Source organism: Kitasatospora sp. NPDC048540, assembly GCF_040651175.1.
Taxonomy (GTDB): domain Bacteria; phylum Actinomycetota; class Actinomycetes; order Streptomycetales; family Streptomycetaceae; genus Kitasatospora.
In genome coordinates this window covers 16,973-40,271 of sequence record NZ_JBEZIR010000078.1, presented here as the reverse complement: position 1 = coordinate 40,271, position 23,299 = coordinate 16,973, and the positions used below count along the sequence as shown (strand labels likewise).

The following is a 23,299-nucleotide window of genomic DNA, read 5'->3' as shown; positions in this document are numbered from 1 at the left end:
ACCAGCCCGGTGAGGCCGACGTGCCGGGCGGCGGTGTCGCCGACCAGGGCGCCGACGGTGGCGTACAGCAGGGTGGAGACGACCGCCGCGCCGGCGCCGACCTTGGTGATCTTGTCGCCCTTGGCATACGGGCGGGTGCACGGGCAGGTGCCGGGGAACCGCGCCGAGAGGGTCGGCGCACCGCCCGAGGACTTCCGCTTGGGCGCGGCGGCACCGGACCCGGACGCCGACGACGACGGACGGCCTCCGCGGGACGACGAGGCCGGGACCGGGTCGGGGACCGGCAGGTCCGCCGAGGTGCCGCCCGCGGCCTGCTGGGTGCGGGCCGCGTCGCTGGCGGCCTTGTCGGCGATCGCGTTGAGCGGGTCACCGTTCACCTGGTGGGCGGGCACGTACACGAAGGTGACCTCGCGGCCGTCGAGCAGGGCGTCGATGCGCTGGATCAGCTCCCGGTTGGCCACCGGCTTCCCGGCGGCGGTCTTCCAGCCGTTGCGCTTCCACGCGGCGAGCCACTTGGTGGCCGCGTCCCGGGTGTAGGTGCTGTCGAGGCGGACCTCCAGCGGCACGGCGGCGTCCGTCGCGGTCAGCACCTGCTCCAGCGCCGTCAGTTCACCCACGTTGTTGGTGCTGTGCCCGAGCGGACCGGCCTGCCAGCGCTGCGGGACCCCGGCGCTGTCCGCGACCACGTAGGCCCAGGCGGCTGGACCCGGGTTGCCTTTGGCTGCTCCGTCACAGGCTGCGATGACTCGTTCGACCATGCATCGATCATGCCAGGCCGGAAGGGCCTCCCGGGACCACCGCCGGCGGATAGGGTCGGGCCCTTCCGCCGGACCACCGCACCCCGCCCCCGGGGCACCGAGGAGCAGCCGATGACCACGCCCGACACCCGCCGACCGCGGTCCCGGTACGCCCGGCGCCGCGCCGCCTACGGGAGTGTCGCCACCCGGCTCTCCCTGCTCGGCGACCGCCGGCTCGGCGAGCTGGTGGCCGCGGCCGAACCGCTCGGGTCGGGCGTCGGCGGCCGCTGGGCGCGGCTGGAGGTCGCCGGGGCCCCGGTCTTCGTCAAGCGGGTGCCGCTGACGGACCTGGAGCTGCGCCCGGAGAACGTCCGCTCGACGGCCAACCTCTTCGGGCTGCCGACGTTCTACCAGTACGGCCTGGGCTCCTCGGGTTTCGGCGCCTGGCGCGAGCTCGCCGTCCACACGATGACCACTCACTGGGTGCTCACCGAGGAGTACGAGGGCTTCCCGCTGATGTACCACTGGCGGGTGCTGCCCGACGTCCCCCCGACCGGCTTCGCCGATGTGCACGGCGGGATCGACGGGGCGGTCCGGCACTGGGAGGGTTCCCCGGCGGTGCGCGGGCGGCTGGAGGCGATCGGCCGGTCCTCGTCGAGCCTGGTGCTCTTCCTGGAGCACGTACCGCAGACCCTCGCCGCGTTCCTGGACGGACGGCGGGACGCGGCGCCGCTGCCGTGGGTGGAGGAGTCCCTGGCGCGCGGCGCGGCCTTCCTGCGCTCGCGCGGCCTGGTCCACTTCGACGCCCACTTCCACAACGTCCTCACCGACGGGCAGGCGCTCTACTTCGCGGACTTCGGGCTCGCCCTCAGCGCGGACTTCGAACTCTCGGCGGCCGAGGCCGAGTTCCTCTCCGGCCACCTCGCCTACGACCGCGGCCACACCTCCCGGCACCTGCTCCGCCACCACCTGCTCGCCGTCCCGGACGCCACGGCCGGGTACGAGGAGTTCCTGCAGCGTTGGATCGCCGGCACCCGGCCGGAGGGCGTGCGGCCCGAGCTCGCCGCCCTGCTCGACCGGCACGCGCCGGTCGCGGCCGTCATGAACGAGTTCCGCCGTCGGATGCTCACCGGGACCAAGCTGACGCCCTTCCCGGCCGCCGAGCTCGAACTCGCCCTGACCCCGGCGTAGGTGCCGGGCCCAGGGTCCGGCGCGCCGGTCGTGCGCCCGGGGGCCGGGTCAGGGCGGCGTGAGGATGCGGGGGCCGTCCTCGGTGATGGCGATGGTGTGCTGGAGGTGGGCGGCCCGGCTGCCGTCGGAGGTGCGCAGGGTCCATCCGTCGGGGTCGGTGCGGTACTCGTCGTGCCCTCGGACCGTGGCGCAGCGGGTAGCTGCGGCCGCCGAAGCCGGTCGGCCTGCCGCCGGTCAGGGCCGGACGGTCAGGGCCGGACGATCAGGTCCTCGATCCGCTGGGCGGGCCGCAGCAGTTCGAACCGTACGGTGCCGTCGGCGGTGACGGTGGCGCCGTGGACCGCGGGCTCGGGCAGGCTGTTGTAGTGGTACGGGGTGGAGAAGAAGTAGGCGCCGGTGTCGAGCAGGGCCACGAGGTCGCCCGGCGCGAGCAGCGGCAACGGGCGGGCCCTGGCGATCAGGTCACCGGCGAAGCAGCACGGCCCGGCGATGTCCTGGGGCACCGGCGGGCCGGTCCTGGCCGTGCCGGTGGGGTCGTGCGCGCTGATCCGCAGCGGCCAGGTGTCCGGCAGGAACACCGTCCGCGCGGCGACCTGCGCCCCGGCGTGGGTGATCGCGATGGGCCGCCCGCCGGCGGTCTTGGTGTACTCGACGTACGCGGCGGTGAAGCCGTTCTTGGCGAGCAGGGCCCGCCCGAACTCGGTGACCAGCCGGTACCCGCCGTCGAACAGGGCCGGGACGCGGGCCCGCAGACAGGCCACGTACTCGTCGAACCCGGGTGACGTCCGGTCGTCGTCGAAGTTCACCGGCAGTCCCCCGCCGAGGTCGAGGCCTTCCACCCGGTGCCGGCCGAGCTCGCCGTTGACCCGGTCGGCGAAGGCGGCGGCCTTGCCGATGCCTTCGGCGATGAGCTCCAGCGGGCAGCCCTGGGAGCCGACGTGCGCGTGCACCCAGGTGAGCCAGGGCCACTGCCGGAAGGCGTGCAGCAGCCGTTCGGCGTTCCCCTCGTCGTCCAGGGCGATGCCGAACTTGGCGGTGGCGGTCGCGGTGCTCATCGCCGCGATGGACCCGACGCCGACCTGCGGGTTGACCCGGACGCCGATCCGGGAGCGGGTGCGCAGGGTGGTGAGGATCGCGGCGATCCGGTCCAGTTCCTGGAAGCTGTCCGCGTTGACGGCGATGCCGAGTTCCAGCGCCCGGCGGAGCTCGGGGCGGGTCTTGGCCGGGGAGTCGAGGACGATCCGCTCGGGCGCGAACCCGGCCGCCAGCGCCTGGGCGAGTTCCCCGGGGCCGGCCACCTCGCAGCCCATGCCGAGGCGGCGCAGCCGTTCCAGCACGGGGACCAGGCAGTTCGCCTTGGCGGCGAAGGTGTGGGTGACGGCGGCCGGGTCAGGGAACGCGCGGTGCAGGGCGGCGACGCTCGCCGCGACGCCGTCCAGGTCGACGAAGGCCGCCAGCACCGCGTCCTCGGGGTGCAGCAGTCCCCGGCGGACCGCCGCGCGCAGGACCAGTTCGCGCCGCTCGGCCGCCTGGAAGCCGGTCATGGGTGCCACTCCGCTGGTCGTCGGACGGCGCCGGGAACCCGTCCCGGGCCGTACCACCAGCCTGCCAGCGACCCGGCCGCACCGCCGCCGGCGCCGCGGCCCGCCCGCCCCGGAACGGCCCGCATGCCGCGCACGCCCGGGAACGCCGGCGACCCGGCACCCACGCGGGGTGCCGGGTCGCCGGTGCGGGCGCAGGGGTCCGGGTGATCAGACCGCCGGGGCCGGGTAGGTCGGGTACTCCACGCCGGAGACGTACTGCACGACCCGGATGACCTGGCACGAGTAGCCGAACTCGTTGTCGTACCACAGGTACAGGATCGCGTTGTCGCCGTCGACCTTGGTCGCGCCGGCGTCGACGATCGAGGCGTGCCGCGAGCCGATGAAGTCGCTGGAGACCGCGTCGGGGGCGGTGATGAAGTCGATCTGGCGCTTGAGCGGCGAGGTCAGCGAGACGTTGCGGAGGTGGTCGAGGACCTCCTCGCGGGTGGTCTCGCGGGCGAGCTGCAGGTTGAGGATCGCGATCGAGACGTCCGGCACCGGGACGCGGATCGAGCTGCCCGTGATGGTCGCCTTCAGGTCGGGCAGCGCCTTGGCCACGGCGGAGGCCGCGCCGGTCTCGGTGATGACCATGTTCAGCGCCGCCGACCGGCCGCGCCGGTCGGAGCTGTGGTAGTTGTCCAGCAGGTTCTGGTCGTTGGTGTACGAGTGGACGGTCTCCACGTGGCCGCGCAGGACGCCGTACTCGTCGGCCATCGCCTTCAGCGGCGGGACGATCGCGTTGGTGGTGCAGGACGCGCAGGAGAGGATCTGCTCGTCCGGCTTGATGGTGTCGTGGTTGACGCCGTGCACGATGTTGGGCACGTCGCCCTTGCCCGGGGCGGTGAGCACGACCTTGGCGATGCCGGGGCGCAGGTGCTTGGACAGGCCCTCGCGGTCGCGCCAGCGGCCGGTGTTGTCGATGAGGATGGCGTCGTCGATGCCGTACGCCGTGTAGTCGACCGTCGTCGGGTCGTCCGAGTAGATCACGGTGATCTCGTGGCCGTTGGCGACGATCTTGTTGTTCGCCTCGTCGACGGTGATCGTGCCGTGGAACTGGCCGTGGATGGAGTCACGCCGCAGCAGCGAGGCGCGCTTCACCAGGTCCTCACCACCGCTGTTGCGCACCACGATGGCGCGCAGCCGCAGGCCGTTGCCGGAGCCGGCCTTCTCGATCAGCAGACGGGCCAGCAGGCGGCCGATCCGGCCGAAGCCGTACAGCACGACGTCCCGCGAGTCGCGGCGCTCCAGCTTGTTGGCACCGGTGGCACCGGCGACGGCGCCGGCGGTGAACTCCTCGACGCTCAGGCCGTGGTCGCCGGCCTTGTAGGTCGCGGCCAGCATGCCGATGTCGATCTGGGAAGGGCCGAGGTCCAGCGCGGTGAGCGCCTGGAGGAAGGGCATCGTCTCGGTGACCGAGAGCTCCTCGCCGGCGATCTGGCGGGCGAAGCGGTGGGTCTTGAGAATGCTGACGACCGACTTGTTGACCAAAGAACGGCTGTGCAGCAGGACGGTGACGTCCCTCTCCCGGTGCAGCCTGCCGATGATCGGAATCATCGACTCCGCGATCTCCTCGCGGTTCTTCCAGTCCGTGAACACGTCCTCATTGACAGTCACAAGTTCATCTTTCGAGTTAGGCGACGTTTACATATTAGCTTTCGGCCATCGCGCCCTCTCGCCCGGACCCTCCTGAGCAGCGAGGTCTCCGCCACACCCGCGACCGGGCCGGTCCCGGGCCCGCGCCGCCCGGCCGGTTCGGGCCCGTCCGCACCGGGCCCGAACCGCCGCGTCCCGTCCCGCTACGGGACCGGCTGCGGCTGGGTCACGCAGTGCACGCCTCCGCCGCCCGCGCCGAGGCTGTCGATGTCGAGCTGCTCGATCGCCCGGCCCGGGAAGATCCCCGCCAGCGTCGCCCTGGCGGCGGCGTCGGCCCTGGTGTCCCCGAACTGGGCGCAGATGACCGCGCCGTTGCACAGGTAGTAGTTGGCGTAGGAGCCGACGAAGTTCGGGTCGGAGGAGCGGATCAGGTTGTAGTCGGGGCCCTGGATCCGGGAGACCGTGAGCGGGTGGCCCTGGGCGTCCGTCGAGGTGGAGAGCGTCTGGTACTGCTGGCGCTCGTCGTTGGACCAGACGTCGGTGTCGGCCGGCAGCGGCGCCTGGACCACGGCGGTGGCGTCGGCGAGGAAGCGGGAGGTCGCGTCGACGTGGTCGCCGGTGATGTCCTGGCCGGTCACCCCGGGGAACCAGATGACCTTCGTCGCGCCGTAGGCGGTGCGCATCGCGGCCTCGATCTGGGCGAGCGTCCTGCTGCCGTTGCGGCGGGAGTCGAGCAGGCTGCTCCTGGTCGCCATCAGCAGGCCGTCGCCGTCCGTCTCGATGGCGCCGCCCTCCCCCACGAACCCGGCCGCGGTGAAGGGCACTCCGGCGTAGGCCGCGACCTTGGCCGCGACCAGCGCGTCCTTGGCGTGGGTCTGCCGGTTGCCCCAGCCGTTGAAGTTCAGGCCGACGGCGTCCAGCCCGCCGGCGCCGTCGGTGCGGAACACCGGGCCGGAGTCGCGCATCCAGCAGTCGTCCACCGGGATGGTCCCGATGACGGTGACGGCGGAGCCGCACGCGGAGCGCGCCTTGGTGACGCCGGCGGAGTTGGCGCACATGACGACCGGCTCGTACTTCGCGACGGTCCTGGCGATCAGCGCGATGTCGGCCTGGACCCCGGCGAGCCGGCGGCCCCAGATGGCCGAGCTGTCGGGCCAGGCCATCCAGGTCCTGGTGTGCCGGACGGTGTCGATCGGGACCGCGTAGCCGGCGGCCACCGCGGGGGCGGCCGCCGGCTGCGGCCGGCGTCCGGTGGCGTGCGCGGGGGCGCCGCCGAGCGCGGCGGCGCCCGCGGCGCCCGCGAGGGTGAGTCCGGCGGCCGTGAGGAACTTCCTGCGGCCGATTCCGTGCGTGGGCGTTCCGACGGATGAGACGTGCTGGTCGTGCCCGTTCATGTCCGACCTCCCGTCACCGGCCGGGTGGACCTGCCCACCCGGTCGCGGAGGACCGTATTCCTGACCGAGCGCTCGGTCAATACATCCGGCACCGACTCCCCCGAACCGCTCCCACGGACGGTCAGGAACCGACCGCGGCAGGCGGGAGCCGCGAGCGGGCGGGTGGCGCGGGCCGGGCCGGGCCGGGCCGGCGGGGGGAGCCGCGGGGCTCCGGCCCGGCCCGCGCCGTCCGGCCTACGGGACCGGCTGCGGCTGGGTGACGCAGTGGATCCCGCCGCCGCCGGCGCCGACGGAGTCGATGTTGAGCTGCTCGATCACCCGGCCCGGGAACAGGCTCTGCAGGGTGGCCTTGGCGGCGGCGTCGGCCTTGGCGTCGCCGAACTGGGCGGAGATGACCGCGCCGTTGCAGACGTAGTAGTTGGCGTAGGAGCCGACGAAGTTGGCGTTGGTCGACCGGATCACGTTGTAGTCCGGGCCGCCGATCTTGGTGACGGCGAACGCGTGGCCCGCGGCGTCGGTGGCGGCGGCCAGCACCTTGTACTGGTTGACCTCGTCGTTGTACCAGCCGTCCTTCACGTCCTTGGCGTTGGGCTGCTGGACCAGCCCCTTGCCGACCTCCAGGAAGCGGCTGGTGGCGTCCACGTGGTCACGGGTGATGTCGCCGGAGTCGATGTACCCGTCGAACCAGATCACCTTCGACGCGCCGTAGGCCGCGCACATCGCGGCCTCGGCCTGGGCCTGGGTCATGCCGCCGTTGCGGGCGGGGTCCAGGATGCTGCTGCGGGTGGCCATCAGGGTGCCGGCGCCGTCGGCCTCGATCGCGCCGCCCTCGGCGCAGAAGCCGGCCGCCGGGGTGAAGGCGACACCGGCGTACTCGGCGACCAGCCTGGCGACCTGGGCGTCCTTGGCGTGGGTCTGCTTGTTGCCCCAGCCGTTGAAGTTCAGGCCGATGGCGTCCAGCCCGCCGGCGCCGTCGGTGCGGAACACCGGACCGGAGTCGCGCATCCAGCAGTCGTCCACCGGGATGGAGCTGATCACCGTCACGTTGGCGGCATTGCAGGCCTTCTTCGCGGCCGCGGCGCTGGCCGGGTTGGCGCACATGACGACCGGCTCGTACTTGGCGATGGTGTTGGCGATCAGCGCGATGTTGGCCTGGATCCCGGCGAGCGAGGTGCCGCCGCGACCGCCGCCGCTGCCCCAGATCGCCGTCGAGTCGGGCCAGGCCATCCAGGTGCGGGTGTGCCGGACGGTGTCGATCGGGACCCGGAAGGTGCCGGTGCCGCCCGTGGGGGTGGGGGTCGGCGTGGGGGTGGGAGTGCCGCAGCCGGGGGTGTCGGCGCGGGCGACCTGGGAGCTGCCGCTGTTCGCCGCCCAGACCACGCCGACGGCGGTCAGCCCCGCCGCCGCCAGCACCCGGCGCCGGCCCAGCACCGGCATCTCGGCTCTGCCGGTCGAAGTCTCCGCTGCTACCTGCTCGTTCATCTGCTCAGCCTCCGCGTGGGGGAACCGGCGGAACCGACCGCCGATGGGTGGGAAAGCTATAACTGACCAAGCGCTCGGTCAATACTTTGGGCAGGACCGTTCCGGCGTCGCGCGCGCCGCCCGGAGCCGCGGCATCGTCCCTGGTCAGCCGCGGCTGGACGGACTCCAGCGGCCGGGCGGGAGCGCCGGAGCGGCCGCCGCCGAAGGCTCGTCCGTACCCGACCGCCGGGCCGGTCCGCACCCGTCGGCGGGCCCGCGCGGACCCGGCGGCCCGGTCGGCGCGGCCGGTTTCTCCGTACGGGATCCACCGGGTCCGGCCGACTCGTTACAGTTCGCGGGTGGCTACAGGTACCAGTGACCCCCGATCCCTGCCCGTCCCGGCGGAGCGGCCGGCCGGCCGCACGCGCGTGTCCGCGAAGGGCGAGCAGACCCGGGCCCGCCTGATCGCGGCGGCCCGGACCCTGCTGGCGGGCGACGGCAGCGTCCCGTTCACCACCCGCAACGTGGCCGCCGCGGGCGGGGTGACCCACGGCATGTGCCACTACCACTTCCAGGACCGGACCGACCTGATCCTGGCCGTCATCGAGTCCATCCGGCCGGAGTGGATCTCCCCCCTGGAGCGGGCGGTCGACGCCCCGGGCGGCTTCGCCGAACGGGCCGAGCGGGTGATCGGCCTGCTGACCCAGCCGGAGGGCGCCGACCTGTCGCGCCTGCACTCGGCGCTGCACTGGTTCGCGCTCAACGACGAGCGGGTGCGGGCCGGGCTGGCCGAGGAGTACCGCCGGTGGCGGGCCTGCTTCGTCGCCCTGTTCCAGGTGCTCGCGGACGAGCGCGGCGGCGGGCTCGACCCTCGCCCGCTCGGCGAGGCGGCCGCCGCGGCCGTGGACGGGCTGGCCGCCATCGAGTCGCTGGACCCGGAGGTCGACGGCGCCGCGGCGGTGCGCGCGCTGATGCACGGGCTGGCCGCCACCGCCGGCGCCGGCGGCTGAGCCCGGGCCCGGAGCGACGTCAGGTCGCGGCAGCCACCGGCTGCTGCTGGGTCGAGCAGTGGATCCCGCCGCCGCCCGCGGCGATGGCGTCGATCGGGACCTGGACGACCTCCCGGTCCGGGTGCAGGTCGGCGAGCACCCCTGCGGCCCGGTCGTCGGCGGCCCGGTCGCCGAACTTCGGCATGATCACCCCGCCGTTGACCACGTAGTAGTTGAGGTAGGTCGCCAGGAAGTCGTCGCCGCGACCGGTGATCCTCGAGAAGTCGGGCTCGGTCAGCTCGACGATCCGCAGCGTGCGGCCCTTGGCGTCGGTCGCGCCCTGCAGCACCTGCAGCGCCTGGCCGGACGCGGTGGACCAGATGTCCGGCGGGGTGTCCGGGCCGGGGCGGTGCAGGACCACCACGCCCGGCTCGGCGAACCGGGCCAGTGCGTCGATGTGGCAGTCGGTGATGTCCTTGCCCGCGACGCCCTGGAACCAGATCACCCGCTGGACGCCGAGCAGCGCCTCGAGGTCCGCCTCGATCTGCTCGCGGCTGCGGCCGGGGTTGCGGTTGGGGTTGACCAGCGAGCTCTCGGTGGCCATCAGGGTGCCCTCGCCGTCCACCTCCAGCGCCCCGCCCTCCGCGGTCAGCGGCGCCTGGATGCGCCGGATCCCGTACCGGTCGAGCAGCTCGCGGGCGACCTGGCCGTCCGCGTCGTGGGTCTGCTTGTTGCCCCAGCCGTTGAAGTTGAGGTCCACCCCGGCCAGGCCGGGCGCGCCGGTGACGAAGGTCGGGCCGGTGTCGCGGGCCCACAGGTCGTCCACCTGGAGGTCGATCACCTCCACCTCCGGGCCGGCCAGCTGCCGGGCCCCGGCACTCTGGTCCGGGCGCGCCATCAGGACCACCGGCTCGAACCGGGCGACCGCCTGGGCGACCCGGGCGATGTCCTGCCCGACGGCGCCCAGCTGGTCGCCCCACACCTCCTCCAGAGCCGGCCAGGCCATGAAGGTCCGGGTGTGCGGCTGCCACTCCGCCGGCATGGCGAAGGCGGACGCCGGGGCGGGCGAGGGGGTGCCGGTGGGCCCCGCCGGGCCCACCGACGGTCCGTCGGACGGCGCGGACGTGGTGGCCGATCCGCAGCCGTCGAGCAGGGCCGCGGCCGCGGCCGCGAGGGCCGGGCCCGAGCGCAGCAGCGTCCTGCGGGTGAGGTCGAGCTGGCTCATGCGGGCCCCCTGGAGGTGCGCATACCTGGACGATTCGGGTGGTACCCGATGGTATGCGGCAGGTGGCCCACCTGCCGGGCGGCCCGCACCCCGGGACGGGCCGCCCGGGCCGGGTCACAGCGCCCGGCGCGCGGCGGCGATGCTCCGCGGGTCCCAGCCGGGCCTGGGGACGGAGTCCAGCAGCAGCCGGGTGTACGGGTGGCGGGGCCGGGCCAGCACCTCGGCGGTCGGGCCGGACTCCACGATCCTCCCCTGCCGCATCACCACCACCTCGTCGGTGACGCAGCGCACCACACCGAGGTCGTGGGTGATGAACAGGTAGCCGATGCCGGTCTCGGTCCGGATGTCGGAGAGCAGGTTGAGGATCTGCGCCTGCACCGACACGTCGAGCGCGGCGACCGCCTCGTCCAGGACGAGCACGGCCGGCTCCACCGCCAGCGCGCGGGCGATGGCGACGCGCTGGCGCTGCCCTCCGGACAGCTGCCGGGGCAGCGCGGCGGCCTCCCGGCTGCCGAGGCCGACCTGGTCGAGCAGCTCGGTGATCCGCCGCTCGTGGTCGGTGCCGGGGAAGTGCAGTCGCAGGGTCTCTCGCAGGACGGTGCCGACCGGCATCCGGGGGTCCAGCGAGAGATAGGGGTCCTGGAAGACCATCTGCACCTCGCGGGCCCGGGCCAGGCGCCGGGCCCGGCCCCGGCCCCGTTCGGTACGGTCCCGCCGGTGGACCAGGACCCGGCCGGAGTCGGCGCTCTCCAGGCCGACGATGATCCGCGCGGTGGTGGTCTTGCCCGAGCCGGACTCGCCGACGATGCCCAGCGACCTGCCCTCGGCGAGGGTGAAGGTCACGTCGTCCACCGCCCGGACGCTCCCGTACGAGCGGTGCAGGCCCAGCACCTCGAGGACGGTCTTCCTCATCGACGGCTCTCCCTCCGGCCGGGTCGCGGGGGTGCTCCCGGTGGCTGTGCTACGCATCGGCGTGGCTCCCCTCGCCGGTCCGGTCGCTGTGGTGGCAGGCCACCCGGCGGGCGGGTTCGCCCGGCACCGGCAGCAGGGCGGGTGCCTGCTGGCCGCACAGGTAGGTCGCCAGCGGGCAGCGGGCGGCGAACGGGCAGCCGGTCAGTTCCTCCCGCAGCCCCGGCGGGCGGCCCTCGATGGCGGCGAGCCGGCCCTGCGGGGCCTCCAGCCGCGGGGTCGAGTTCAGCAGGGCCGCCGTGTAGGGGTGGCGCGGGCGGTCGAAGAGGGCTTCGGCCGGACCGGTCTCGGCGATCCGTCCGGCGTACATCACGTACACCCGGTCGCTGATCGCGGCGGCGAGGCCGAGGTCGTGGGTGACGAACAGCAGTCCGGTGCCGAAGCGTTCCCGCAGGTCGCCGAGGAGGGCCACGACCTCCGCCTGGGTGGTGACGTCGAGGGCGGTGGTGGGTTCGTCGGCGAGGATCAGCGCCGGGTCGCCCATCAGGGCGGCCGCGATCATGACGCGCTGGAGCATGCCGCCGGACAGCTGGCCCGGGTAGCGCCGCAGGACCGCGCCGGTCAGGCCGACCGCCTCCAGCATCTCCACGGCCCGGTCGGTGGCCGCCTGCGCGCCGGTGCCAGCGTTCAGGCGCACGCTCTCGGTGAGGAAGTCCCCGATCCGGCGGAGCGGGTTGATGGCCGCCCGCGGGTCCTGGAAGATCATCGCCGCGGTGTTGGTGCGCAGCCGGCGCAGCTGCTCGGGGGTCATGGTGAGGACGTCCTCGCCGTTGACCCGGACGCTGCCCTCGGTGGCGGCGCCCTTCGGCAGCAGGCCGAGGACGCTGCGCGAGGTGAGGCTCTTGCCGGAGCCGGACTCGCCGACCAGGGCGACGGTCTCGCGGGCGTCGACGGTGAGGTCGACGCCGGCCAGCACGGGCCGGGCGGTGTCGGGCAGGCGCAGCCGGTACGCCTGGATGTCGAGGGTGGTCATCGGTCCCTCCTGGCGACCTGGTCGGCCCAGCGCTCGCCGACGACGTTGAAGGCGACGACGGTCAGCACGATGGCGGCGCAGGGCAGCACCGCCGAGAGCGGGTAGCCGTGCTGGATGGCGGACTGGCCGTCGAAGACCATCCGGCCCCAGTCGGGTGTCAGCGCGGGGACGCCGAGGCCGAGGAAGGAGAGGCCGGCCAGGTCGATCAGGGCGTAGCCGAAGTTGACGGTGGACTGGGCGAGCACGACGGGCGCGATGCCCGGGATCACGTGGCGCAGGCAGATCTGCAGGCCGGAGTGGCCCTGGACCTGGTACGCCTCGACGTAACTGCGGCGGCGTTCGGCGAGCACCAGGGAGCGGGTGAGGCGGCTGACGTACGGCAGGTAGGCGATGGCGAGCGCGATGACGGGGGCGAGCAGGCCCTCGCCGTACACGGAGACGATCAGGATCGCCAGCAGCATGCCGGGGAAGGCGAAGACCAGCTCGGTGCTGCGGGAGAGCACGGAGTCCAGCCAGCCGCCGCGCCAGGCGGCCGCGACGCCGACGGCGACGCCGGCCAGGGTGGAGAAGGCGACCACGCCGAGCGGTCCGAGCAGGGAGGTGCGGGCGCCGATGAGCAGCCGGGACAGGGTGTCGCGGCCGGAGGCGTCGACGCCGAGCAGGTGGTCGGCGGACGGCCCGGCGAGGGCGTTGCCGAGGTCCACGCCGTTGGGGTCGTACGGTGCGAGCCAGGGGGCGAGGAGTGCGGCCAGCACGACCAGGGCGACGAAGCCGAGGCACAGTCGCTGGAGCGGTGCGCGGGTGGTGCGGATCCGGGCCAGGCCGGGTCGGCGCAGGACGGTGGTGCTCATGCGGGGGACCTCCTCGCCCCGAGGGTGACCGTGGGGTCGACCAGCGGGTGCAGCAGGTCGACCACCAGGTTCACCGTCATGAACAGCCCCACCATGATCAGGGAGATGGCCTGCACGGTAGGGAAGTCCTTGGTGGTGGTGGACAGTTCGAGGAGCTGGCCGATGCCGCCGACGCTGAACGCGGACTCCACCAGGACGGTGCAGACCAGCAGGGTGGAGACGATCAGGCCGCCGGTGGTGAGCACGGTGCCGAGGGCGTTGCGGAACACGTGCCGGCGGATCACCTGGTGCGGGGCGACGCCGCGGCTGCGGGCCGCCGTGACGTGTTCCTGGCCGAGCACCTCCAGCATCGCGGCGCGGGTGACCCGGGCGAGCATGCCGATCAGGTACAGGGCCAGGGCGACGGCGGGCAGGGTCAGGTGCCACAGCAGGTCGCCGAAGCCCTCGCCGGTGCCGCCGGTCGGGAACCAGCCGAGCTCGACCGCGAACAGGCCCTGGAGCAGGACCGCCGCGACGAAGGAGGGCGTGCCGAGCGCGAAGGTGGTGGTGACCAGGATGGTCGAGTCGGTGGCGCCGCCGCGGACGGCGCCGATCCAGCCGAGCAGCAGGCCGAGCGCGACCACCAGCACCAGGGCCATGGCGACCAGCAGCAGGGTGGCGGGCAGCCGGTCGGCGAGCAGCCGGGAGACGTCGGTGCGGTAGGTGATCGAGCGGCCGAAGTCGCCGTGCAGGATCTGGCCGGTCCAGCGCAGGTACTGGAGCAGGAACGGGTCGTCCAGGTGGTACTGGGCGTTGATCGCCTTCAGCGCCTCCGGGGAGGCGGAGCGGCCGGAGAGCAGGAAGCTGGCCGGGCTGCCCGGTGCCAGGTACATCGCACCGAAGATCACGAACGAGGCGCCGAACAGGGTGGCGGCCATCTCGGCCAGCCGGCGTGCGGCGAATCTCAGGAAGCTCACCGGGCCGCACCCACGTCCGCGGCCCACGGGTAGTACATGTAGGAGATCGTGGTGGGCGCGCCGGTGATCCGCTTGTTCAGGAAGACCGCGGTCGGCCACTCGGCGACCGGGATCCAGAGCAGCTGCCGGGAGGCGGTCTGCTGGAGCCTGGCCTCGATGGCGTACCGCTGGGCCGGGTCGGAGGCGTTGGTGGCCTGCTTGACCAGGTCGTCGTAGGCGGGGTCGCTGTAGGAGGCGAAGTTCTGGTAGGCGCCGGTCTTGAAGTTGGCCAGCAGGTCGAGCGGGTCGGTGATGGAGTCGTAGTAGGTCTCGGGGAACATGTCGATGCCCTGGCGTGCCTCGGCCGAGGTGAACAGCGAGGTGAAGGCGTTGGGCGCGATGGTCTTCAGCTGGACGTCGAGTCCGATGCTCGCCCCGGCCGCCTGGACGGCGGTGGCCAGCAGGGAGACGTCCTGGCCGATCGGGCTGGTGGCGACGGTGATCGTCTTGCCGGTGGCCCCGGCCTCCTTGATCAGGGCCTTGGCCCGGTCGAGGTCGGGGGTGGTGGGGGTGAGCCCTTCGAAGGCGCTCCTGCGGGCGTCCTCGGGTGCGCCCGCCCAGGCGGCGCGGGTGGTGAGGGAGCCGGTGACGCTGCCGGCGCCGCCGAGGCCGGCCTTGACGAAACCGGAGCGGTCGAGTGCCAGGGACAGCGCCTGGCGGACCCGGACGTCGCCGAGCACGCCCTGCATGTTGGTGACGTTGACGTTGACGGTGCTGAGGCCCTCGCCGAAGGACAGGGTGCCGACGCCGCTGTTGCGCAGCCGGTCGTAGCTCTCGGTGGGGATCAGGTAGCCGCCGTCCGCCTCGCCGCTGATCATGGCGTTGACCCGGGCCGAGGGGTCGGTGAGGAAGCGGAACTCGGCCTTGGCGGACTTGGCCTTGGTGCCCCAGTAGCCGTCGAAGCGGCGCAGTTCGATGGACTGGCCCTTGTTCCAGGCGCCGAGCTCGAACGGGCCGGTGCAGTCCAGGCTGCCGCTGGTGCCGTAGTCCTTGCCCGCCGCCTCCACCCCGGCCTGCGAGGCCACCGCACCGGCCGCGGTGGCCATGTACTGGTTGAACTGCGAGTCGGGCTGGGTGAGCCTGACGGTGACCTGCAGCGGGCCGGTCCTGGTGATGGTGCTGACGTTCTGGAACTGCTGGGCCCAGGCCGCCGCGTTGTCGGGGTTCATCTGGCGGCCGAGGCTGTACACCACGTCGTCGGCGGTCATCACGGTGCCGTCGTGGAAGTGGACGCCGGGACGCAGGTCGTAGACCCAGGTGGTCGGGTCCGGGTTGGTGGCCTTCTCGGCCAGCCCCGGGGCGAGCGTCAGCTGCGGGGTCCACCGCATCAGGCTCTCGCAGACGTTGGAGAGGATGGTGTTCTGCGGGTAGTCGAACGCCGAGATGTAGTCGAGCGTGGGGGGCTCGGCGTACAGCGCCCAGGTGAAGGAGTCGATCGGGCCCTTGGCCGCCGGGGTGTCGGCGGACAGGGTGAACCCGGTGCCGTCGGCGCCGCCGCCGCTCTTCGGCGGTCCGGCGCAGGCCGCGACCAGGGTGAAGGCGGCGAGGGCGGCGGCGGGCAGGGCCAGCCGGCGGACGGTCGGCCGGTGAGCGGCCGGACGGCGGTGCGGGGCTCTGTGGGCTCTTGCCCCGTCCTGGGGGTCCGTCATCGGTGTTCTCTCTTCCGTGCTCACGGGGGTGGCGAGGAGGTGGTCAGCGTCCTGCGGGTCGGCGGGGGCGCAGGGGCGCGGCAAGGGTGGTCCTGGACCGGGTGGTGGTGCGGAAGGTCACACCGCGGGTCGGGCGGCCGGCACCTGCTGGGTGATGCAGTGGACGCCGCCACCGCCGTAGGCGATCACCCGGGAACGGACACCGACGACCTTGCGGCCGGGCAGGGCGGCCGCGAGCACGGCCAGGGCTCCCTCGTCCTCGGGCACGTCGGCGACCGGGACGACGACGCCACCGTTGGCGATGTAGAAGTTGAGGTAGCCCACCTCGGTCTCCTTGCCGTTGACCTGCACGAACGCACTCTGCGGCAGGTCCAGGATCTCCAGCTCGCGGCCCTGGGCGTCGACGGCGGCCGCCAGCACCTCGCGGTTGGCGCGCATCCGCTCGTAGTCGGGGTGGGCGGGGTCGGAGGGCAGCTGGACCACGACCTTGCCGGGGGCGACGAAGGCGCAGACGCCGTCGACGTGGCCGTCGGTCTCGGTGTCCAGCAGGCCGCCGTACGGCAGCCAGATCACCGTGGTGACGCCGAGCTTGGCGATCAGCTCGGCCTCGATCTCGGCCTTGCTCATCCCGGGGTTCCGGTTGGGGTTGAGCAGGCACTGCTCGGTGGTGATCAGCGTGCCCTCGCCGTCGACGGTGATCGCGCCGCCCTCCAGGATCATCCGGGAGTCGATCCGCTCGACGCCGAGCCGCTCCAGCAGGGCGGAGGCGATCTTGTCGTCGGTGTCGAAGGGGTGGTGCTTCCGGCCCCAGGCGTTGAACCGGAAGTCGACGCCGGCGCGCTCGCCGTCCGGGCCGAGGACGAAGATCGGGCCGGAGTCGCGGAACCAGGAGTCGTCCAGCGGCAGCTCCACCACCTCGACGCCGTCGCCGCACAGGGCGCGGGCCTCCTCGCCCTGGCCGGGGCAGGCGACCATGGTCACCGGCTCGAACTCCGAGATCGCCCGGGCGACCTGCGCGTACTCGTGCTTGATCTCCTCGAAGGTCTCGCCCCACAGCTCGACCCTGGTGGGCCAGGCCATCAGGCAGCCCTCGTGCTCGGTCCACTCGGCGGGCATGCGGAAGGTCATGGTGTTCTCCTGTGCGGGTGTGCGCGGGTTGCGCCAACGGGGGGTGGAGGGGCGGGGTGGGTGGAGGGGGCGCGGGTCAGCCGGCGGGCGGCACGGCGGGCTGCGACTGGGTGGCGCAGTGGATGCCACCGCCGCCGCCCGCGACCGCGTCGATGTCGAGCTGGACGACGTCGCGCCCGGGGTAGGCGGCCCGGAGCACCGCGTAGGCGGCGGCGTCCGCCTCGGGGTGGCCGAACTGCGGTACCAGGACGGCACCGTTGACGACGTAGAAGTTGGTGTAGCTGGCCAGGAACTCCTTGCCGCGGCCGCGGATCCGGCCCGGGTCGGGGCAGGCCAGTTCGGTGACGGTGAGGGAGCGGCCACGGGCGTCGGTGGCGCCGCGCAGGATGTCCCGGGCCTGCTCGTGGACGGCGACCCACTTGGCGTCCGCGCCGGGGGCGGGCCGGTCGAGGACGACCTGGCCGGGAGCGGTGAAGCGGGCCAGGTAGTCGACGTGCGCGTCGGTGATGTCCTGGCCGGCCAGGCCCGGGATCCAGATCACCTTGTCGATCCCGAGCGAGGACCTGAGGGCCGCCTCGACCTGGTCCCGGGTGGCTCCCGGGTTGCGGTTGGCGTTGACCAGGGAGCTCTCGGTGGCCAGCAGGGTGCCCTGGCCGTCGGTCTCCAGTGCGCCGCCCTCGCCGGTGAACGGGGCGCGGATCCGGTCGATGCCGTACCGGTCCAGCAGCGCCGCGGCGGCCTCGGCGTCGTTGGCGAACGGCTGGGCGTACCGGGTGCCGGTCTTGCCCCAGCCGTTGAAGTTGGTGTCCACGCCGGCGATGGCGCCGGGGCCGACCACGAAGGTCGGGCCGAAGTCGCGGATCCACAGGTCGTCGTTGGCGATCTCCAGCACGTCGATCGGGTGGTACGCACCCGGGCCGCAGGCGTAGCGGGCGTCGGCGGCCTGGGCGGGGCGGGCGAGCAGTACGACCGGTTCGTAGCGCGAGATCGCATGGGCGATGTTCGCGATGTCCCGCCGGACGGCGCCGAGTTGGTCGCGCCAGACGGAGGAGAGCGCCGGCCAGGCCATGAAGGTGCGGTCGTGCCGGTCGTGCTCGGCCGGCATCCGCAGCGCGGTGGCGGCCGGGCCGGCCGACTCGGCCCGCGCCGCCGCCGGCAGGCCCGCACCGAGCGCGACCAGGGGCACCGCGGCGGCGCCGAGCCGGAGAACGGTTCGGCGGGAGGGGGCTGGCGTGTTCATAGGACTCCCTGGAGGGTGCTGGGAGGTGTGGTGTGCCACGCATCCTGCCCCCAACTGAAAATTCAGTCAATACTCTCGCGCCCCTTAACCGGCCGACCCGGCACCAGGAGGGCCGCACGCAGCCCGGGGCACCACCGGGCCGTCCCGAACACCCGCCACTGACCTGGGATATCGAAGATCACCCACCGCCGGATCCACCCTGAGAATTCGATCAGGAAATCTGCTTCACAACGCCATGCCACCCGGTAGAGTGATCGCTCGTGTCGGACCGTCGAACAGAGATACTCAGAGCGGCCACCCGCGTCATCACGCGGCGTGGGGTGCGCGGGCTACGCGTGGGAGAACTGGCAGCCGAAGCGGGGGTGTCGACCTCGCTGATCTACTACCACTTCACCGACCGGGCCGGGATCCTGCGCCAGACGCTGGAGTTCATCAGCGACCGCGCGGACCGGTACACCGCGGAACGCGACCCCGCCGCACCGTCCGACAGCCCGCGGGCCGAACTCGAACAGGTCCTGCTGCTGGAACTCCAGGACACCGCCGAGGTACGGGAGAACAGCACCGCCTGGGGCGAACTGAGGGCCAGCGCGGTCTTCGAACCGGACCTGCGCGAGGAGCTCGCCAAGGCCACCCACACCTGGGTCCACGAGATCGCCGAACTGCTCGGCCGCGCCCACCCCGCCGGGACGGCGCCGGCCCACGCGGCCTCGGCCGAACGCCTCACCTCCCTGCTCGAAGGCCTCAGCGTCCGCTGGCTCAGCGGCTCCCTCCCGCTCGACCACGCCCGCCGGCTGCTGCGCGACGCCATCGACGCCGAGCTGCGCCCGCTCTGACCCCGCCGACCGGGGCCTGTCCGAGCTATTGACTGAATTTTCAGTCAATGCGACAGTGGTCGCCATACCCCCATGAACCCAACCCTCCGACACCGCACACCCCGTCGCACTCCGCCCGGCACGTGTCCCACGGCATCGGAGGAGGCCGGACCGCACCGTCGCTCCGGGTCCATGGGCACCCCCGCACGATCGCCTCGACGCAAGACGCCTCGTCACCGGACGCCTCGACGCGATGCCGGGGCCGGCCCTCACCCGCAGGGCGAAGTCCAGGAGACTGGGAGCACCTTCCGATGCTTGCACACCTGCTCGACCCGCCGGTCGAGGCTCCGCCAGGATTCCGGTTCGACATCCGGCCGGCCGCCACGCCCGCCGGGGTGGGCGCCGTGCGGCGGCTGCTGCGCGACGCCCTGACCGCCGCCGGGGCCGACCCCGACACGCCCTGTCTGCTGCTGTCGGAGCTGCTGACCAACGCCGTGCTGCACGGCGCGGCCGCCTCGGTGGTGATGGAGCTCCGCGACGGCCGGGTGCTGATCGTGGTCGCCGACCATTCCCCCGCCCCGGTCGAGCGGCTGCCGGAGAGCACCGTACGGACCGGCGGCCGTGGCCTGGCCCTGGTCGAGGCGCTGGCCGACGTCTGGGGCGTCGCGCCCTTCGGTGCCTGCGGCAAGGCCGTCTGGGCCTCCGTCACCGCCGCGTGACGGCTCCCGCCCGCCCGACCGTCCGGCCGTACGACCCGAAAGGTCCGGTGACCCACCCGTGCTCCGCAACGGATTCGAACCCTGGCACATCCTCATCGTGGTGGCCGTGGTCGTCCTGCTGTTCGGCTCGAAGAAGCTGCCCGAGATGGCCCGCGGGCTCGGCCGGTCCATGCGCATCCTGAAGGCCGAGACGGCCGCGCTGCGCGAGGACGGCGCCGAGCCGGAGCCCGGCACCGCACCGCCGGCGACCCCGGCCCGGACCACGCCGGAGGTCACACCTCAGGTCACGTCGCCCCGGGCCGACTGAGCGCGACGCCACCTACGCACCCGGTCCACAGCGAAAGGGGGCAGGCACCTCGGTGCCTGCCCCCTCCCTCGCGCGCCCGTTGAGCGGCCCTCCCGCCCGGCCGCTCCACGGACGCGTCCCGCCGTCAGCCGGCCGCCGGGGTCCCGGGCTGATCGTGGGTGGAGCAGTGGATGCCGCCGCCGCCCGACGCGATGTTGTCGATCTTGAGGGGGACGATGTCCCGCCCCGGGAAGTGCTCCCGCAGGATCTGCCGGGCCCGGTCGTCGGCCGCCGCGTCGCCGAAGCGCGGCAGGAACAGCGACTTGTTGGCGACGTAGAAGTTGATGTACGAGGAGACGAAGGCGTCCCCGCGCCCGGTGATCCGGTCCGGGTCCGGCTGGGGCAGCTCGATCACCTGCAGGGGCTTGCCGGCCGCGTCCGTGGCGTCCTTCAGCACCTCCTTCGCCTGGGCCGCGGACCGCGACCAGACGTCGTCGGGCGCCCCGGGGAACGGCTGGTCCAGCAGCACCACACCGGGCGCCGCGAACCGCACCAGGCAGTCGACGTGGGCGTCCGTGATGTCCTGGTCCCGGACACCGGCGAACCAGATCACCTTCGTCACGCCCAGCGCCGCCTTGAGCTCGGCCTCGATCTCGTCCCGGGACCTGCCGGGATTGCGGCGCTCGTTGACCACCGAGCTCTCGGTGACCAGCAACGTCCCCTGGCCGTCGGTCTCGAACGACCCGCCCTCGGCGACCAGCGGCGTGGTCACCCGCCCGAGGCCGTACCGGGCGAGCAGCGCACCGGCCAGCGCGGTGTCGTTGCCGTGCTCCTTCTGCTTGTTCCCCCAGCCGCTGAAGTTGAGGTCGACGCCCTTCAGGGTGCCCGAGTCCTCGACGAACACCGGTACGGTGTCCCGCGCCCACAGGTCGTCCACCGGTAGCGGGACGACCTCGACGCCGTCCCCGCAGGCCCGCTGCGCAGCCTCGGCCTGGGCGGGCCGCGCGAACATCACCACCGGCTCGTAGCCGGAGACGGCGCGGGCCAGCCCGGCGATGTCCTGCCGGACGTCCGGCAGTTGACTGTCCCAGATGCCGGCCGACGCCGGCCAGGACATGAAGGTCCGCGCGTGGCTCTCCCACTCCGCGCCGAACCGGCGGCCGGGTGCCGCGCCCCGGCCCGCCGCCGGCGACTCGGGCGCCGCGTCGTCCTCGCCGAACGGCGAGCACGCGACACCTCCCAGGGTCAGCAGACCGACGCCGGCGGCGGCGCGCAGCACGGTTCGGCGGGACGGGGGGAAAGCTGTCACGACACACTCCGGTGGGAAGGGGACAACGGGCTCGTCAGGGGCGGCGGGGCCGAAAGCGGTCGGCCCGACGGCCCCGGCGCGCGGACCTGGGGCCCCGGGGCGAGGACCTACGGGGCCCGGGTGCGGGGCGCGGTGCTACGGCAGCGGCTCGTGCATGGTCGAGCAGTGGATGCCGCCGCCGCCGGCCATCAGCCGGTCGACGTCGAGCTGGACGACCTCGCGGCCGGGGAACGCCGCGGCCAGCGCGCGGCGGGCCGCGGCGTCCTTGGCCTGGTCGCCGAACTGCGCGGTGATGACACCGCCGTTGACGAGGTGGAAGTTGAGGTACGAGTCGACGAACTTCGGATCCTTGGACCGTACGGTGTCGGGGCCGTCGATCCGGATGACCTGGAGGCGGCGGCCCCGGGCGTCGGTGGCGCGCGAGAGGATGTCGGACTGCTGACGGGCGTCACGAGCCCAGACGTCGTTGCGGTCCGCCGGGGGCAGCTGCACCATGACGACGCCGGGCCGCACGAAGCGGGAGGTGACGTCGATGTGGTCGTCGGTGATGTCCTCGCCCTTGATGCCCGGCACCCAGATCATCTTGTCGGCGCCGTAGGCGTGCAGCACCGCGTCCTCGATCGCGTCGCGGCTCATGCCGCGGTTGCGGTTCTTGTTGACGAGGCTGCTCTCGGTGGCCATCACGGTGCCGTCGCCGTCCGTCTCGACGGCTCCGCCCTCGCCGACGAAGTCCGCCCTGGTGAAGCGGAGCCGGTTGCGGTCGGCGATGGTGCGGGCGACCTCGGCGTCGTACGCGTGGGTCTGCTTGTTGCCCCAGCCGTTGAAGTTGAGGCCCACGGCGTCCAGGCCGCCGTAGCCGTCGCGCCGGAAGACCGGGGCGGTGTCGCGCATCCACAGGTCGTCGGTGGCGACCGCTTCCGTCACCGTGACCCCGGGGCCGCACCGGGCGCGGGCGTCCGCGGCCGTGTCGGCGTCCGGGGCGCACAGCACCACCGGCTCGAACTGGGCGATCGTCCGGGCGATCAGCGCGATGTCCTGCTGGACCCCGGCCAGCTGGCGGCCCCAGACGGACTTGCGGGACGGCCAGGACATCCAGGTGCGGGCGTGCGGTACGTCGTCCGCCGGGACCCACCAGCACGGAAGTGCCGCGGCGGAGGCCGGTGCGCCCGACGCGACCGATCCCAGGGCGAGGCCCGCCGCACCCGCGCCCGCCGCACCCAGGACGGAGCGCCGAGAGGGGCGGGCGCCGAAGAAGCGGTCGACGAGGGAGCTTCCTGCGGTGCGGTGGTCGTTCATGTGGGTCTCCAGATCAAGTATCGCGTCCGGCGGGCGGGACCTGCGCGCCGCCGTGCCCACACTGTCGCATTGACTGAAAATTCAGTCAAGGACGTGATCATCGGCCTCCCCTGTAGGATCCGCGGTCGGCGCCGACATGCCACTGCCCCCGCCGGTCGGCCGACGGGGGCAGGATGCGAAGGACGGCAGCGCCGCGGCGGGCTCCGGGTCAGCCGGCGAGCCGCGCCAGTTCGCTGTCAATCGCGCCCGCCATCAGCTCGCGCGCATGGGCGAGCGGGAGACTGCCGCTGAGCCAGCGCACGCTCAGCCCCTCCAGCAGCGCGGTCAGGCGCTCGGCGGAACCGGCGAGGGCGGCGGCGCCGCTCATCGGCCGCACCTGGCCCAGTAGTTCGGCGATCTCCTGGACCCAGACCAGGGTCGCCCGGGCCAGGTCCTCGCGCAGCTCGGGCTCGAACACCGCACTGGCCCGCAGCTCACCCCAGGCCGTGCTGTTCTCCCGCACCTCGGGGGTGTCCTGGAACTCCAGCAGCAGGGTCTGCTCCAGCTCCCCCCTGGCGTCCAGCGGCGGACCGTCGGCCTGGCGCTCGGTGGTGTACCGCTCGGCGCGGTCGCTGATGAACTCCATGGTCGCCCGCAGGATGCCGGTGCGGTCCTTGAAGTGGTAGTAGATCAGCGCCGTGGACACGCCCGCCTCTGCGGCCAGCTCCTCCACGCGCAGCCCGCGGACTCCGCGCCGGGCGATGACCCGCGCGGCCGCTTCCATGATCGAGGTTCTCCGGTCAGCCACGAGGCACCACCCTACCCGGGGTCCCGGGCAGGACTGAACCCCGTTCCTGACTGAAATTACAGTCGGGTAGGGTGCCGGGCAGAGCGGCCGCCTCCCCGAGCCGGGTCCGCCC

The 23,299-nt window shown here is 73.3% G+C and carries 21 protein-coding genes and 1 pseudogene; 5 read left to right on the top strand and 17 right to left on the bottom strand.

What is annotated here, in order from left to right; translation table 11 throughout:
• The coding region (locus AB0D08_RS26560; protein ID WP_359892213.1) for a ribonuclease H at nucleotides 1-758 on the bottom strand (758 nt) is incomplete at its 3' end.
• 111 nt (nucleotides 759-869) lie between these two features.
• On the opposite strand from AB0D08_RS26560, the gene AB0D08_RS26555 reads away from it, so the two are divergent.
• Nucleotides 870-1,928, top strand: a complete 1,059-nt coding sequence (locus tag AB0D08_RS26555; protein ID WP_359892210.1) for a protein kinase family protein — start codon at nucleotides 870-872, stop codon at nucleotides 1,926-1,928.
• A gap of 48 nt (nucleotides 1,929-1,976) precedes the next feature.
• On the opposite strand, the pseudogene AB0D08_RS26550 reads toward AB0D08_RS26555, so the two are convergent.
• The 5 genes and pseudogenes from AB0D08_RS26550 to AB0D08_RS26530 form a co-directional block, all read right to left on the bottom strand.
• Nucleotides 1,977-2,105 (bottom strand): annotated as a pseudogene (locus tag AB0D08_RS26550) (type I methionyl aminopeptidase); the annotation flags it as partial.
• A 71-nt stretch (nucleotides 2,106-2,176) separates the two neighbouring features.
• Nucleotides 2,177-3,472: a diaminopimelate decarboxylase gene (locus AB0D08_RS26545; protein WP_359892207.1), complete on the bottom strand. Its 1,296-nt coding sequence runs from the start codon at nucleotides 3,470-3,472 to the stop codon at nucleotides 2,177-2,179.
• 207 nt (nucleotides 3,473-3,679) lie between these two features.
• On the bottom strand, nucleotides 3,680-5,125 hold the full coding sequence (locus AB0D08_RS26540; protein WP_033819947.1) for a glyceraldehyde-3-phosphate dehydrogenase: 1,446 nt from the start codon (nucleotides 5,123-5,125) through the stop codon (nucleotides 3,680-3,682).
• A 182-nt stretch (nucleotides 5,126-5,307) separates the two neighbouring features.
• Nucleotides 5,308-6,498 (bottom strand): agmatine deiminase family protein, encoded by a 1,191-nt coding sequence (locus AB0D08_RS26535; protein ID WP_359892204.1) that lies wholly within the window; start codon nucleotides 6,496-6,498, stop codon nucleotides 5,308-5,310.
• Between the two features lie 234 nt (nucleotides 6,499-6,732).
• Entirely contained in the window at nucleotides 6,733-7,980 is a 1,248-nt protein-coding gene (locus AB0D08_RS26530) for an agmatine deiminase family protein (protein ID WP_359892201.1), read from the bottom strand.
• A gap of 338 nt (nucleotides 7,981-8,318) precedes the next feature.
• Here AB0D08_RS26530 and AB0D08_RS26525 point away from each other — a divergent pair, with 338 nt between their 5' ends.
• Nucleotides 8,319-8,969: a TetR family transcriptional regulator C-terminal domain-containing protein gene (locus tag AB0D08_RS26525; protein ID WP_359892198.1), complete on the top strand. Its 651-nt coding sequence runs from the start codon at nucleotides 8,319-8,321 to the stop codon at nucleotides 8,967-8,969.
• A gap of 19 nt (nucleotides 8,970-8,988) precedes the next feature.
• Here AB0D08_RS26525 and AB0D08_RS26520 read toward each other — a convergent pair whose 3' ends face one another.
• The 8 genes from AB0D08_RS26520 to AB0D08_RS26485 form a co-directional block, all read right to left on the bottom strand.
• Nucleotides 8,989-10,173 carry an agmatine deiminase family protein gene (locus AB0D08_RS26520; protein WP_359892196.1) on the bottom strand — a complete coding sequence of 395 codons (1,185 nt, stop codon included), beginning with the start codon at nucleotides 10,171-10,173 and terminating at the stop codon, nucleotides 8,989-8,991.
• A gap of 114 nt (nucleotides 10,174-10,287) precedes the next feature.
• Nucleotides 10,288-11,085 carry an ATP-binding cassette domain-containing protein gene (locus AB0D08_RS26515; protein WP_359892193.1) on the bottom strand — a complete coding sequence of 266 codons (798 nt, stop codon included), beginning with the start codon at nucleotides 11,083-11,085 and terminating at the stop codon, nucleotides 10,288-10,290.
• A 49-nt stretch (nucleotides 11,086-11,134) separates the two neighbouring features.
• On the bottom strand, nucleotides 11,135-12,115 hold the full coding sequence (locus tag AB0D08_RS26510) for an ABC transporter ATP-binding protein (RefSeq protein WP_359892190.1): 981 nt from the start codon (nucleotides 12,113-12,115) through the stop codon (nucleotides 11,135-11,137).
• Nucleotides 12,112-12,966 (bottom strand): ABC transporter permease, encoded by an 855-nt coding sequence (locus AB0D08_RS26505; protein WP_033818637.1) that lies wholly within the window; start codon nucleotides 12,964-12,966, stop codon nucleotides 12,112-12,114. Before AB0D08_RS26505 ends, AB0D08_RS26510 begins: the two co-directional genes overlap by 4 nt.
• Nucleotides 12,963-13,922, bottom strand: a complete 960-nt coding sequence (locus AB0D08_RS26500) for an ABC transporter permease (RefSeq protein ID WP_082526278.1) — start codon at nucleotides 13,920-13,922, stop codon at nucleotides 12,963-12,965. Before AB0D08_RS26500 ends, AB0D08_RS26505 begins: the two co-directional genes overlap by 4 nt.
• Nucleotides 13,919-15,610: an ABC transporter substrate-binding protein gene (locus tag AB0D08_RS26495; protein ID WP_359892186.1), complete on the bottom strand. Its 1,692-nt coding sequence runs from the start codon at nucleotides 15,608-15,610 to the stop codon at nucleotides 13,919-13,921. Before AB0D08_RS26495 ends, AB0D08_RS26500 begins: the two co-directional genes overlap by 4 nt.
• Before the next feature lie 117 nt (nucleotides 15,611-15,727).
• Nucleotides 15,728-16,738, bottom strand: a complete 1,011-nt coding sequence (locus AB0D08_RS26490) for an agmatine deiminase family protein (RefSeq protein WP_033818638.1) — start codon at nucleotides 16,736-16,738, stop codon at nucleotides 15,728-15,730.
• 76 nt (nucleotides 16,739-16,814) lie between these two features.
• Nucleotides 16,815-17,978, bottom strand: a complete 1,164-nt coding sequence (locus AB0D08_RS26485; protein ID WP_359892183.1) for an agmatine deiminase family protein — start codon at nucleotides 17,976-17,978, stop codon at nucleotides 16,815-16,817.
• 260 nt (nucleotides 17,979-18,238) lie between these two features.
• Here AB0D08_RS26485 and AB0D08_RS26480 point away from each other — a divergent pair, with 260 nt between their 5' ends.
• The 3 genes from AB0D08_RS26480 (at nucleotide 18,239) to tatA (ending at nucleotide 19,816) form a co-directional block, all read left to right on the top strand.
• Nucleotides 18,239-18,811 carry a TetR/AcrR family transcriptional regulator gene (locus AB0D08_RS26480; RefSeq protein WP_359892180.1) on the top strand — a complete coding sequence of 191 codons (573 nt, stop codon included), beginning with the start codon at nucleotides 18,239-18,241 and terminating at the stop codon, nucleotides 18,809-18,811.
• A 290-nt stretch (nucleotides 18,812-19,101) separates the two neighbouring features.
• Nucleotides 19,102-19,509 (top strand): ATP-binding protein, encoded by a 408-nt coding sequence (locus tag AB0D08_RS26475; protein WP_359892176.1) that lies wholly within the window; start codon nucleotides 19,102-19,104, stop codon nucleotides 19,507-19,509.
• A 58-nt stretch (nucleotides 19,510-19,567) separates the two neighbouring features.
• Nucleotides 19,568-19,816: a Sec-independent protein translocase subunit TatA gene (gene tatA / locus AB0D08_RS26470; protein ID WP_359892173.1), complete on the top strand. Its 249-nt coding sequence runs from the start codon at nucleotides 19,568-19,570 to the stop codon at nucleotides 19,814-19,816.
• 124 nt (nucleotides 19,817-19,940) lie between these two features.
• On the opposite strand, the gene AB0D08_RS26465 is transcribed toward tatA, so the two are convergent.
• From AB0D08_RS26465 to AB0D08_RS26455, 3 genes are all read right to left on the bottom strand, one after another.
• A complete protein-coding gene (locus AB0D08_RS26465) occupies nucleotides 19,941-21,104 on the bottom strand; it encodes an agmatine deiminase family protein (RefSeq protein ID WP_359892170.1) in 1,164 nt (387 codons plus the stop codon).
• 135 nt (nucleotides 21,105-21,239) lie between these two features.
• Nucleotides 21,240-22,400 (bottom strand): agmatine deiminase family protein, encoded by a 1,161-nt coding sequence (locus tag AB0D08_RS26460; RefSeq protein ID WP_359892167.1) that lies wholly within the window; start codon nucleotides 22,398-22,400, stop codon nucleotides 21,240-21,242.
• Between the two features lie 208 nt (nucleotides 22,401-22,608).
• Nucleotides 22,609-23,187 carry a TetR/AcrR family transcriptional regulator gene (locus tag AB0D08_RS26455; protein ID WP_233289230.1) on the bottom strand — a complete coding sequence of 193 codons (579 nt, stop codon included), beginning with the start codon at nucleotides 23,185-23,187 and terminating at the stop codon, nucleotides 22,609-22,611.
• Nucleotides 23,188-23,299 lie beyond the last annotated feature (112 nt).

Bases quoted from the DNA above. Each gene is read 5' to 3' on its own strand.
- AB0D08_RS26555 (WP_359892210.1), top strand. From the start codon at position 870: ATGACCACGCCCGACACCCGCCGACCGCGGTCCCGGTACGCCCGGCGC.
- AB0D08_RS26545 (WP_359892207.1), bottom strand. From the start codon at position 3,472: ATGACCGGCTTCCAGGCGGCCGAGCGGCGCGAACTGGTCCTGCGCGCG.
- AB0D08_RS26535 (WP_359892204.1), bottom strand. From the start codon at position 6,498: ATGAACGGGCACGACCAGCACGTCTCATCCGTCGGAACGCCCACGCAC.
- AB0D08_RS26530 (WP_359892201.1), bottom strand. From the start codon at position 7,980: ATGAACGAGCAGGTAGCAGCGGAGACTTCGACCGGCAGAGCCGAGATG.
- AB0D08_RS26520 (WP_359892196.1), bottom strand. From the start codon at position 10,173: ATGAGCCAGCTCGACCTCACCCGCAGGACGCTGCTGCGCTCGGGCCCG.
- AB0D08_RS26515 (WP_359892193.1), bottom strand. From the start codon at position 11,085: ATGAGGAAGACCGTCCTCGAGGTGCTGGGCCTGCACCGCTCGTACGGG.
- AB0D08_RS26510 (WP_359892190.1), bottom strand. From the start codon at position 12,115: ATGACCACCCTCGACATCCAGGCGTACCGGCTGCGCCTGCCCGACACC.
- AB0D08_RS26505 (WP_033818637.1), bottom strand. From the start codon at position 12,966: ATGAGCACCACCGTCCTGCGCCGACCCGGCCTGGCCCGGATCCGCACC.
- AB0D08_RS26495 (WP_359892186.1), bottom strand. From the start codon at position 15,610: ATGACGGACCCCCAGGACGGGGCAAGAGCCCACAGAGCCCCGCACCGC.
- AB0D08_RS26490 (WP_033818638.1), bottom strand. From the start codon at position 16,738: ATGACCTTCCGCATGCCCGCCGAGTGGACCGAGCACGAGGGCTGCCTG.
- AB0D08_RS26485 (WP_359892183.1), bottom strand. From the start codon at position 17,978: ATGAACACGCCAGCCCCCTCCCGCCGAACCGTTCTCCGGCTCGGCGCC.
- AB0D08_RS26475 (WP_359892176.1), top strand. From the start codon at position 19,102: ATGCTTGCACACCTGCTCGACCCGCCGGTCGAGGCTCCGCCAGGATTC.
- AB0D08_RS26460 (WP_359892167.1), bottom strand. From the start codon at position 22,400: ATGAACGACCACCGCACCGCAGGAAGCTCCCTCGTCGACCGCTTCTTC.